A 12,334-nucleotide genomic window follows, 5' to 3' on the forward strand; every position below is an offset into this window, starting at 1 on the left:
TCTATGAAAATCGGATTCGATGCCAAACGACTATACAACAACTTCACCGGATTAGGAAATTATAGCCGGACGCTAGTCAGTAACTTACATCAGTATTTCCCAAAGAATCAATATTATCTCTATACACCAAAAATCAAAAAAGATTTAACCACCGAGCCTTTCCTGAACAATCCGGACTATCATACCCGCTGTCATAACGGTTTATTCAAAAGTGCATGGCGTTCATCTTTTATCAAAAAAGACTTGAAAAAGGATAAGATAGACATCTACCACGGTTTAAGCCATGAACTTCCATTTCATATCGACCAGACAGGAATCCGCTCCATTGTCACCATACACGATATTATTTTCCGGACTTTTCCGGACATGTACACCGCTATCGACCGGAGCATTTACAACTATAAATTCAGATATGCCTGCCAGCATGCAGACAAAATCATTGCCATCAGTGAATGCACCAAACGAGACATCATAAAATATTTTGGCACACCACCCGAAAAGATTCAAGTAATCTACCAGGCGATACAACCTACCTTTCAGGTACTACAAACTCCAGAAGCCGTAGAAAAAACAATACAAAAATTTCATCTACCCGAGGAGTATCTGCTTTATGTGGGGGCGATCAATTCCCGGAAAAATCTGCTTCATATAGTTAAAGCACTGCCCTTACTACCCCGCCAGATGCAAATTCCGCTGGTGATAGTCGGCAATGGACATCAATACAAAGAGGAAGTATTAAAATATGCCACCAAAGCGAATTTGTCCAAACAATTAATTCTCATCCACAATCTTCATGACACCAAGGAATTACAGGCTTTTTACCAAAAGGCAAAAATTTTTATCTATCCCTCTTATTACGAAGGATTCGGTTTGCCTGTCACAGAAGCTTTGCTGAGCAAGGTTCCGGTCATCACCTCAAACAGGTCGTCTTTACCTGAAGCCGGCGGTCCAGCTTCCTGCTACATTGACCCAGATAGCCCGGAGGAAATTGCACATGCCATTGAAACGATTCTTTCCGACGAAAACAGGCAAAGAGAAATGATTGAACAAGGTTACCTTTTTGCCAAACAACAATTCGAAGCAAAGAGCCTGACCCAACAAATACATCAACTTTATCAAGAAATTTACCGACGATATGAGTAAAAAGATTGTCCTACATACCCAATACTCCTATTTACAAACTTTCATTTCCCGTCTGCCAGAAATTTTCCTGTTTGAAGGAGAATACATCCATGATGGCAGAAATAAAATCAAGGTGTTTGAAGTCGAAGGCTTAAAAATCAATGTCAAACGCTACCGCATCCCGCTCTTGATAAACAGATTCGCTTATTTATATCTGCGACAAACCAAGGCGGAAAGGGCTTATGAATATGCCCTGCAACTTCAGGTAAAAGGAATCAACACCCCCACACCCATTGCCTATATCATTGAAAAAAACAAAGGACTCTTGGCGTACAGTTATTTCATCAGCCTGCACGTCCCTTACCCCCGTAGATTCTATGAGTTCGGAAACAGTCCTCTAACAGAAGCCAACAAAATAATATTCCAAGAGTTTGGTAAATATACGGCACAACTTCACGAAAAAGGCATCTATCATCAGGATTATTCTCCCGGTAACATTTTATTCGACTTAAAAAACGACAAACCCGAATTTTGCATAATAGATATTAACCGGATGCATTTTGGTCCGGTATCTTTGAAAAAAGGATGTGCCAATTTCACCCGCCTCTGGGGACCACCTGAAATGTTCCGCATCATTGCCCAAGCGTATGCCCAAACACGAGGAATGGATATAAACACTGTATGTACAGAAATATTAACTGCCCGCCAGCATTACTGGAAAAAAGCCATCCGTAAACGTCCGGCAGAATTTCCTTTAGAATTCTAACCGATAAAGATTTGTCAATACACTGATAAAACGCTGCAATACACAGAAATTATAAAATGCAAATATCGAAAGATCAAACTGCATGAATAACTTTAAATTCGCCGATATTTCAAAAATGAATAATCAAACTCATTCTTCTCGTCCGCTTTAAAATCCTCTCTACTCTCCAATTCCCATTCTTCCTCGTTCACCGCAGGAATACAAGTATCTCCCTCTACCTCTACATATACACGGGTCAGATAAAGATAATCCGCATAAGGCCATAATTCATTATAAATTTTTCCCCCACCAATAACAAATACCTCTTCTTCTTTTGCTGCCACCAAAGCCAATGCATCCGAAACAGATGCAAGCACCTCACCTCCTTCCACCACAAAATCAGGATTCCGAGAAATGACGACGTTGCGTCGATTCGGCAATACCTTACCTATCGATTCAAATGTTTTGCGTCCCATAACTACCGTATGCCCCGTCGTCAAGGCCTTAAAATGCTTCAAATCAGCCGACAAATGCCAAATTAAAGCATTATCCCGTCCTATAACATTATTCTCTGATGCCGCAACTATAATCGATAACTGCATATCTTCCCATTTAAAACCGACTAATTTTCAACAAAAATAGGATATAAATTCAGAAAAAAATCAAGAATTATCTTTTTTTGCTCTTTCTAACTGATTTATAGTATATTTGTCAGCATATTAAAAGAAATTTAATGAACACACTACTTTATAAACTTCAAAGCGGTAAAAACAGTAAACTTACATATTACTTACATTGGTTTCCTGTCTATCATTTACTACCTAAATTTCTATATCAAATCCGTTTAAAATCCATTTTACAAAAAGCAGCCAAACGAAAAGACTATAATTACATCAAAGAAAGAGTCAATTACTATAATAAGCTGAACACATTAATCCATTTACCACAAACAGTTCCTTCCTTACACGAACACACATATAAAAAAGTCGCTCCCAAAAACGGGACCGTATACTTTTTTGACAGTTACGAATTTGCCCGTTGGTTTCCACAGTATTTCAAGTGGAGCTATCGTTTTGGCGACATTACTTACATTCCAGAAATCCCTGCTATCGTAAAAAGTCGTCCCATTGCAGGAGATAATGCCAATTCCGTTATTATGAAACTCAATAAAATCCGGCATTTCATTTTTGTGAATGATCATATTCCTTTTGAAGCCAAGGAGAATAAAGTCCTCTTCCGAGGGAAATCAAACAAGAAAGAAAAAAGAATCCGTTTCATGGAAATGTATTTCCAACATCCTTTATGCGATTTAGGCGACATCGGCAAATACAATGACGGACTTCCAAGTATATGGAAAAAGCCTAAAATGACTATTAAAGAGCACCTACAATACAAATTCATCATGGCTCTTGAGGGCAACGATGTTTCCAGCAACCTAAAATGGATTATGTCTTCCAACTCCATTGCTGTCATGCCCGAACCAGAATTTGAAACATGGTTTATGGAAGGTACCCTCATTCCAGACTATCACTATATCCGTATTAAAGCAGACTATTCTGATCTGGAAGAACGAATAAACTATTATATTACACACCCTGAAGAAGCGCAAGAAATTATCAATCACGCCCACGAATATATCGAACAGTTTAAAAACAAAAAAAGAGAGAAACTCATTTCTCTCCTTGTATTACAAAAGTATTTCTTACAAACCGGTCAAATCAATTAAACCGAGATAGCCCCCTTGATATGAGGGTGAGGGTCGTAACCGGTTAAGACGAAATCTTCGTATTTAAAACCAAAAATGTCCTTTACCTCCGGATTCACCTCCATATGAGGCAAAGCCCGCGGTTCACGGCTCAACTGCAACTCCGCCTGTTCGATGTGATTCAGGTAAATGTGCGCATCCCCCAGCGTATGTACAAACTCACCGGGCTGCAATCCGCATACCTGCGCCACCATCATGGTCAGTAAGGCATAGGAAGCGATGTTGAAAGGAACTCCCAGGAAAGTATCCGCACTGCGCTGGTATAACTGGCACGACAATTTCCCGTCCACGACGTAAAACTGAAACAACGCATGACAGGGAGCCAGCGCCATATTCTCAATATCGCCGGCATTCCACGCACTGACAATCAGCCGCCGGGAATCCGGAGTAGTCTTTATATCATGTATCACCTGGGAAATCTGATCCAGATGCGTACCGTCCGGACGCGGCCAGGAACGCCACTGATACCCGTATATATGTCCCAGTTCCCCGTGTTCATCCGCCCAATCGTTCCAAATTTTCACTCCATGCTCCTGCAAATAAGCGACATTGGTATCGCCTTGCAAAAACCACAGCAATTCGTAAATGATCGATTTCAGATGAAGCTTCTTCGTCGTAAGCAGGGGAAATCCCTTCTGCAAATCAAAACGCATCTGGTGACCGAACACGCTGATAGTCCCGGTGCCCGTCCGATCCGTTTTCCGGTGTCCCTCTTTCAATATCCGGTCCAATAAATCTAAATATTGCCTCATGATAACAGAAAATTAATACCGGAAAACCGGTTTGTCTGCAAAGATATTATTTTTTTCGTATCAGCATAAGCCCGTGACGGACGGGCAGCAAAATATTTTCCACCCGGGAGTCGGACTGAATGAAATCGTTGAATTCGAGTATTCCCCGCGTCTGGGCATCCCGGCTTTGGGTATCCACCACTTTCCCGTCCCACAACACGTCATCCGCCACAATCATGCCGCCGGGCCGCACCCGGTCGAAAACCAACCGGTAATAATCCAGGTACTGCCGCTTGTCCGCATCGATAAATACCAGATCGAAGACCTCATCCAAGCGGGGAATCACCTCGCAGGCATCTCCTACATGAAAGCAAATCCTTTCCTCCACCCCGCTCCGGTGTACAAAATCCCTGACAATATCTTCCAGTTCATCATTTATGTCTATCGTATGGACCATTCCCCCGGCAGGTATCCCCATCGCCATGGAAATCGCCGCATAACCCGTATAGGTACCGATTTCCAACACCCGCCGCGCCTGTATCATCTCACACAACATTTTCAGGAACTGCCCCTGCAAATTCCCCGACAGCATTCGGGGACGCATCACATTCAGATGAGTAGCCCTGTCCAGTTCCGCCAGAATCGCCGGCTCTTTCTCGCTATGCTCCGTGATATACGCCTCAAGCTCCAGATCCATATCCGCCTTTATTATTAACCTGCTATTTATAAATCAGCACCGACTGTTTGTCTGTGTCAAAAATCTCGGCAGCAATCCGCTGCAAAGCCGACGCATCGATTTCCCCCACTTTCTGACAAAGATTTTCAATGCTGTCCACTTTATCGTATATCAGAAAGCTTTTTCCTATCGACAGCATCGTATTCTCATGATTATCGGCAGACAAGGTCAGCTGGCCGATAACCTGCGTCTTGGCCTTCCGCAGTTGCACCTCTCCCATAGGTTCCTGATACAACCCCTCCATTTCCCGACGGCACAATTTCAGACACTTTTCCAGATCGACGGCATCGCAACCGAAATAGACCGTAAACAGCCCCGTATCGGAATAAGGCGTATAAGCCGCCTCTATATTATACGCCAGACCATATTTCTCGCGTATATTAAGATTCAATCGGGAATTCATACCATTTCCGCCCAATACATCGACCAACAGGGAAAGCGGCAGGCGTCTCTCATCCCTGTAATCGTAAGCAACATTGCCTATTATGCAATGGTACTGATGCGTCCCCTTGGATATTTCCCTTTTCTGAGGGATATATAAAGCGGGCTTTTTGCGTTCCACCTGGGAAGTGTCACCCGGAATCCCTCCAAAATACTTCTCGACGATACGCACCAGTTTCTCAAAACGTATATTCCCTACGGAACTGATGACCATCCGCTGGGGCTTATAATTGCGGTTCACGAATGCCAGTATCTGCTTTCGGTCGAAATGCCTCACTGCCTCCTCTGTACCCAGTATGTTTCTGCCGATAGGTTCGTCCTTGTAAACCAGCTCTTCGAAATCGTCAAAAATCAATTCGCCGGGACTGTCTTTATAGGAATTGATTTCATCAATCACTACCTCCTTTTCCTTCTCTATCTCTTTCTCCGGAAAAACCGAATTGAATACAATGTCCGCGAACAATTCCAGAGCCCGTTCATAATCCCGGGGCAAGAACGAGGCATAAAGACACGTATCCTCTTTCGTCGTATAGGCATTCAGTTCTCCTCCCACATCTTCCAGGCGGCTCAGAATATGATAGGCCTTCCGTTTTCCGGTTCCCTTGAAAATCACATGCTCGATAAAATGGGCGATGCCCGTCTCCTCCGGCTGTTCATCCCGGCTCCCGGCATTTATAATCAGCCCGCAATACGCCCCTTTCGTCGGCGCATCCTCATGAATTACCTTTAAACCGTTCTTTAAAATATAGGTCTGATACATATCGGTTCGTTCTGACCGCAAAAATAAAACTTATACGTAACAATTCACTACAAAAAACAAAAAGAGAAGCCGGGAGAAAATCTCCCGGCCTGCTCGATGTTAATGAAAAAGAAACTATTTTTGGAATAATTTCTCAAAATCCGCCATGGAGATTGCTTCCTCTTCCAGGTTCACATTCTCCTTGATCGCCGCAAAGACTTTATTGTCCACGGCGCGTTCGTACAAATGCTGGCGCTGTTTTTCATCTTCCAGCAATTTTACGGCAAACCCGTCCAACTGCTCGTCTGTCAGTCCGTACAAACCGTACTGCTGAAGCTGGGCGGCGGCCACCTCGCGAGCCACCACTTTCATGTCCTCCTGTTCCACTTTCAGACCGTACTCGCGGATAAAGGCCGTTTTCACAACCTGCCACTTGAATTCATCCCGGTAACCTTCGAAATCTTTTTCGATTTCCTCCGCCTTCATTCCTTTGTTTACAGCCAGAATCCATCTTTTCAGGAAAGCTTCGGGCAATACTACATCTTTATTCTTTTTCAACAATTTCTCCCGGGCATCGATTGTAAAACGATATTCGGAGTGACCTTTCAACTGTTTTTCAATATCTTCTTTCACTTTGGCGCGGAACTCCTCCACTGTCTTCACCGTGTCCTTGCCGTATACTTTATCAAACAAATCCTGGTTTACTTCTGCATCGACATAACGCTTGATTTCATTGATGATGAAACAAAATTCCGGATTGACATTTTCTGCCACTTCTTTAGTCACACCCAGCATATTGGAAAAATCCGTCTTGTTCGGGAATGCCTTCACCGCATTGAACTTCACTTCCTGCCCTTTCTTGGCACCCTTGAAGGCGGCTGCAGCTTCCTCGTCTTTCACATACATCAGAGAGAAAGAAGCATCCTCATTGCGGACACCGTTTTCCTTGGCTTTTCCGTCGGCACCCAGCTCAATGATCTCCCCTTTCAAATACTCCGTGCCTTCCACCTCTTCCACCGGCACCATTTCTCCGCTGTTTTTGCACATCCCCTCAACCTGCTTATCAATCATCTCACCATCAACCTTAATCACATAATAAGGCACTTTCTCACGTTTGCTTAACTTCACATTTACCTCTGGAGACAGAGCAATGTCATAGGCGAATTCAAAGTTGTCATCCTCCAAATTCACTTCCTTCTGTTCTGTTTCACTCGGAAGCGGTTCTCCCAGCAAATGCAAATCATTTTCCTTGATATAATTACTCAAGGCCTCTCCCAATACGGTATTTATCTCTTCTACCAATACCGCTCTCCCATACATTTTCTTAACAATGCCCATTGGGGTTTTTCCCTTACGGAAACCGTCAACCACCACTTTTCTTTGATAATCTTTCAATACATTATCAACACGCGAAGAATAATCTTCCTTGTTCAACTGAATCTTGATGACGGCATTCAAATCATCGCTTGAGGTCCTCGTTATATTCATGCTCTAAATTTTAAATGAATCAAACCTGAAAAAAGCCACCTTTTAGGCGGCTTTTTAATCCGTACGGGCGAAGGGACTCGAACCCCCACGTCTTGCGACACTAGATCCTAAGTCTAGTGCGTCTACCAATTTCGCCACGCCCGCCTACCGTTTTTTTAGGCTCTGCAAAAGTATATTAAAATTTTAAACTTCCAAAACTCCTTTAAGAAAATTCCCCCTCTCCCAATGTCACTCCTCCTTCTTCTTGCGCAACTCAAAATTCTTCCCTAAATAAACCCTCCTCACTTCCGGATCAGCAGCCAAATCCTCCGCTGTTCCCGCCTGAAGAATTCTTCCGTCATAAAGCAAATAAGCCCTGTCCGTTATTGACAACGTCTCCTGAACATTATGGTCAGTAATCAATATTCCTATATTCTTATCCTTCAATTTTCTGACAATTCCCTGAATATCTTCTACTGCAATCGGATCCACACCGGCAAACGGTTCGTCCAACAGAATAAAACGAGGCCGTATGGACAACGCTCTGGCTATTTCCGTACGACGCCGCTCCCCTCCCGACAATTGTATCCCCAAACTCTTACGAATATGCTGCAATCCAAATTCGTCGAGCATCTCCTCCAGGCGCATCTTCTGTTCCTGCTTCGACATCTTCGTCATTTCCAGCACAGCCTTGATATTATCTTCCACACTCAGCCGCCTGAATACGGAAGCCTCCTGCGCCAGATACCCCACGCCCAGCTGCGCACGGCGATATACCGGTTCTTTCGTAATCTCCGTATCGTCCAGAAATATCCGTCCCCCGTTAGGCGTAATCAGGCCTACAATCATGTAAAAAGAAGTCGTCTTGCCTGCCCCGTTGGGACCCAGCAACCCCACAATCTCTCCCTGCTGCACCTCCACGGAAACACCTTTTACGACCGTTCTGCTCTTGTATTTCTTTACTAAATCTTCTGCTCTCAGTATCATAACACGTCAAAAGTCAGTGCCTATATTTTACAAAAATACATAAAAACGCGAAAAGGAAAAACTAAAAGTCCAAATATACACTGAAATTCACTGCAAAGTTCTGCACCTTCTGTCCGGGCACGCTATGCCGGTGGGTAAGCCTCCATATGGCATCCACGCGGAACACCCGGAAAATATTTTCAATACCGACTCCGGCTTCAAAATAGGGCTTCGATACGGAAGACATCCCCTCCGGGAAAAGCAGACAGGCATCGGTACCGGGCAGGCTTCCGTTGTTCTTGTCGGACAGTGTTCCAATCAGCCCCTTGAAAACAAACACTTCCCTCCACTTCAACCGCTTCATCAAAGGTATCTTCCCTAAAAAGAAGCCCTTGAAATGATGCTCCCAGATAAAAGAAGCCCACAGATCGGAGGCGAACTCGTAATAATTCATGCAGGAAAACGCATAGGGATCATAAAAATAGGTCGCGTTCCCTTCGTGCAGCTTCAACAGAGGGTAAGGCACCTTGCCGAAAATCTTTCCACCGCTCAGTACCATGTACGATTTTCCCATGGGTGCTACCGGAAAATCATAACTGACATTTCCTTCCAGCCGGTAAAATTCATAGTCATTCCGAAACAGCCCTTTAACACCCATGGATAAATCCACTCCTACAATGGGATAATCCGACCCCATGGAATACTTGTCGAAAGTCTTCCGTATCACAATCTCATTTTTCGACAAGCGGGTATTGAGTTTCAACATTGTGGACTGAACGGATTTCACCTCTTCGCCGTCGGGTTTCACAAAAGGAACATAACGCGACGGAAAAATGTCGCGAATCTGCACCGCCAGCGTATTGGAAAAACCCTGCCGCCACTCCTGTTCGAACTGCGCATCCCACTGATTCGCCATACTCAGACGGTCGTTGTTCCCCCGCGCAAAAACAGAACTCAGGATATTGCCCGTCGTAAAGGCATTCACCCCCGCCCCCAACTGCAACACATCGTGCTTGAAAGACATCGTCAGCTGAGAAGTAGGCAATTCTTTAAAAGAGTAAGTGAAACCGCCCCCTCCCTTAAACCTCTCGTCCTTTGTCCCATAGGCTGTATGCCCGAACAGCCGGATTTTTTTACTGAAATCTTCTGTCGTCCGGGCTCCCAACTGGAAACGGCAGCCCTCCAGCTTATTAAAACTAAACAGCTTGTAATAAGGACCGACAGCAATATATTTCGTGTCGTAATATCCTCCCATGACAGTGGTGACAATCGTGTATATACTCTGATAAAGAGGTACATTCTTGATGGAATCAACCATCCGGTAAATATCCTTTTCCTGTTTGCTCAGTGCATACGGACGAATGGTATCCCAATAGGAATCATCATTTTTCAGCACATACTTATCGATAATCACATTGTTGTCCAGTTTCACGACCTTTTCGGGTATCACCGGATTCAGCATCACCCGGGAATAGTCCACCTGACGGTTTCCCAGAAAAGAAACCACTTTCGACGAATCGGACATCACGATTGAAAAGTCGGCGAACAACTTGTCCTGTTTCGGGAACCACACCGAATCCGTCAGCAGCTGATAGGTATTTTCAATGACAAGATGCCGCAGCCAGTTCACATTCAGTCCCTTCATCATCTTCACATGGGCGGATTGCAACGCCCAGGACAGGGAATCGATATTCACCTCTCCGTCGAGTACCGGTGTGGAAAACGATTTGGGATGGAAACGGATCTTGTATGTCTTCCGTCCCTCCACCCGCATACTGTCGACCAGAAAGTATTTATAATATAGCAATCCGTGTTCGGACAGCGGACTGGCGAAACGGATTTCAAAAATGTCGATATAATTGTCGTACAGATTGAACTTAGCGTGCAGATGCCCCGTAAACTGCGCCAGCGTATAGTCCTCCTCTATTCCGGAAATCCGGCTTGCCTTTACGATTTCCCGCGACAGAGAAGGGGATTTTCTGAAATAATAATCCGCAGAAGCCTCTGAAATCATGATGGGCAGATATGCTTTTCCCGTCACCACGGAGGTATCGATGTGGTCAAAAATAAAACCGAAATTCTTCTGCAGCTTCTTGTTTTTAAAACCGGGTCTCATATTGGTCAGATCCAGTTCCATTTTAGTGTACGTATTGCAGAAATAAGAGGATATCCTATCGGGATTGTTTTTTTTCTTGTTGTTGGAAACATTTCGCAAAATAGCATGAGCAGGATTCTCTCCCGGTGTCACTTTCACCTCTTCCAGGGCAAAAGCCTGAGGCTGAAGCTTAAAATTGACTGTATTATAGGTTCCCAAGGCAACCTTTCGGGTCTGGGATACATAGCCGACGAATGACGCCTGTAACTCCTCCACGGCTTCCCGGGTCTCTATGGAATACATCCCGTCAAAATCAGTAGTGACCCCGACAAACGAGCCTTTAAACACCACATTCACCAACGGAAGCGGTTCGCCCGTTTTCGCATCCGTCACCTTTCCCCGCACACGAGTACTCTGCGCCCAGATACAGGATGCCGCCAGCAGCCAAACCAATAATACAACGGTCCTTTTCATTCAACTATACATCTATCCGAAAAATGATACGCTTATACCACTCCCTCCCGTAAAATATCATGCAAATGAACCATACCTTTATATATGTGCTCCTCTCCTGTAACCACCAACTGGGTAATACTGTTCTTCTCCATGAGCATAAAAGCATTGTAGGCCAATTCTTCTTCCGAAATGGTTTTAGGCTGCCGGGACATAATATCTTTGGCCTTCAAGCCGTCCACATCTTCATATTTTTCAAGCATGCGGCGCAAATCCCCGTCCGTGATAATTCCCAACAGATGCTCCGACTCATCAACCACAGCAACAGCCCCCAGACATCCTCCCGACATTTCCACGATTACGGAACGGATACCGTCTTCCGGGGCTACCCGGGGACGATTCTCCTTATCAAAGACATCCGATACCCGGGTATACAGACGCTTGCCCAGCGAACCACCGGGATGGAATTTTGCAAAATCACGACTGGAAAAACTACGGCAGGCAATCAGACACATGGCCAACGCATCCCCCATGACCAGCTGCGCCGTCGTGGAATTGGTCGGCGCCAGATTATTCGGGCAGGCCTCTTTCTCCACATGTGCCTTTATGACATATTCGGCATTCTGCGCCAAAAATGAATCGGTATTCGAAACCATGGCCACGATCCGGTTATTCCCTATATTGCGGATAAGCGGTACCAGCACCTTGATTTCAGGCGTATTTCCGCTTTTGGAGATGAAAATGACCACATCCTCCTCTCTCACCATACCCATATCCCCGTGTATGGCATCGGCGGCATGCATAAAAACGGAAGGCGTGCCCGTAGAATTCAGTGTCGCCACAATCTTCTGAGCGATAACCGCGCTCTTTCCGATGCCGGTAATGATCACTCTCCCCTTGCTTTCATAAATCAGTTTCACTACTTTTTCGAAATCATCGTCTATAAACCCTACCAGATTCCGCACAGTGTCAGCTTCTTCTATGACAACCTTCTTTGCAACGTCCTTAATATCAATCATATTTATATTCATTTACAAAACAAAAAAATAATTACAATATTTATGCCAAAAAAAA

At 44.5% G+C, this 12,334-nt stretch carries 11 protein-coding genes and 1 tRNA gene; 3 read left to right on the top strand and 9 right to left on the bottom strand.

Translation table 11 applies throughout. The annotated features are described in order from the left end of the window. Window positions 1-3 precede the first annotated feature (3 nt). Window positions 4-1,143 carry a glycosyltransferase family 4 protein gene (locus tag NFR61_RS03035; protein ID WP_251620498.1) on the top strand — a complete coding sequence of 380 codons (1,140 nt, stop codon included), beginning with the start codon at window positions 4-6 and terminating at the stop codon, window positions 1,141-1,143. Beyond that, window positions 1,136-1,888 (top strand): lipopolysaccharide kinase InaA family protein, encoded by a 753-nt coding sequence (locus NFR61_RS03040; protein ID WP_251620500.1) that lies wholly within the window; start codon window positions 1,136-1,138, stop codon window positions 1,886-1,888. Before NFR61_RS03035 ends, NFR61_RS03040 begins: the two co-directional genes overlap by 8 nt. A gap of 92 nt (window positions 1,889-1,980) precedes the next feature. On the opposite strand, the gene NFR61_RS03045 is transcribed toward NFR61_RS03040, so the two are convergent. Continuing rightward, on the bottom strand, window positions 1,981-2,469 hold the full coding sequence (locus NFR61_RS03045) for a dihydrofolate reductase (RefSeq protein WP_251620502.1): 489 nt from the start codon (window positions 2,467-2,469) through the stop codon (window positions 1,981-1,983). Between the two features lie 131 nt (window positions 2,470-2,600). Here NFR61_RS03045 and NFR61_RS03050 point away from each other — a divergent pair, with 131 nt between their 5' ends. Further along, window positions 2,601-3,593 (top strand): glycosyl transferase family 90, encoded by a 993-nt coding sequence (locus NFR61_RS03050; protein ID WP_251620504.1) that lies wholly within the window; start codon window positions 2,601-2,603, stop codon window positions 3,591-3,593. On the opposite strand, the gene NFR61_RS03055 is transcribed toward NFR61_RS03050, so the two are convergent. From NFR61_RS03055 to NFR61_RS03090, 8 genes are all read right to left on the bottom strand, one after another. Then, window positions 3,590-4,384, bottom strand: a complete 795-nt coding sequence (locus NFR61_RS03055; protein WP_251620506.1) for a thymidylate synthase — start codon at window positions 4,382-4,384, stop codon at window positions 3,590-3,592. The genes NFR61_RS03050 and NFR61_RS03055 overlap by 4 nt on opposite strands. A 46-nt stretch (window positions 4,385-4,430) precedes the next feature. Next, the gene (locus tag NFR61_RS03060; RefSeq protein ID WP_338150532.1) at window positions 4,431-5,072 is read right to left on the bottom strand and encodes an O-methyltransferase; all 642 of its coding nucleotides are present in this window, start codon (window positions 5,070-5,072) and stop codon (window positions 4,431-4,433) included. Between the two features lie 10 nt (window positions 5,073-5,082). Then, on the bottom strand, window positions 5,083-6,300 hold the full coding sequence (locus NFR61_RS03065; protein WP_251620510.1) for a M16 family metallopeptidase: 1,218 nt from the start codon (window positions 6,298-6,300) through the stop codon (window positions 5,083-5,085). Window positions 6,301-6,414: 114 nt separating this feature from the next. After that, on the bottom strand, window positions 6,415-7,767 hold the full coding sequence (gene tig, locus NFR61_RS03070; protein WP_251620512.1) for a trigger factor: 1,353 nt from the start codon (window positions 7,765-7,767) through the stop codon (window positions 6,415-6,417). A 62-nt stretch (window positions 7,768-7,829) separates the two neighbouring features. Next, window positions 7,830-7,911, bottom strand: a tRNA-Leu gene (locus NFR61_RS03075). 84 nt (window positions 7,912-7,995) lie between these two features. Further along, on the bottom strand, window positions 7,996-8,733 hold the full coding sequence (gene lptB, locus NFR61_RS03080; protein ID WP_251620513.1) for an LPS export ABC transporter ATP-binding protein: 738 nt from the start codon (window positions 8,731-8,733) through the stop codon (window positions 7,996-7,998). A 61-nt stretch (window positions 8,734-8,794) separates the two neighbouring features. Continuing rightward, complete coding sequence (locus NFR61_RS03085; RefSeq protein WP_251620514.1) at window positions 8,795-11,281, bottom strand: DUF5686 and carboxypeptidase-like regulatory domain-containing protein; 2,487 nt, start codon at window positions 11,279-11,281, stop codon at window positions 8,795-8,797. Window positions 11,282-11,313: 32 nt separating this feature from the next. Beyond that, window positions 11,314-12,279, bottom strand: a complete 966-nt coding sequence (locus NFR61_RS03090) for a KpsF/GutQ family sugar-phosphate isomerase (RefSeq protein WP_251620515.1) — start codon at window positions 12,277-12,279, stop codon at window positions 11,314-11,316. Between the last annotated feature and the right edge of the window lie 55 nt (window positions 12,280-12,334).

The sequence above is a fragment of the Odoribacter lunatus genome (assembly GCF_943193135.1).
GTDB classification, from domain to species: domain Bacteria; phylum Bacteroidota; class Bacteroidia; order Bacteroidales; family Marinifilaceae; genus Culturomica; species Culturomica lunata.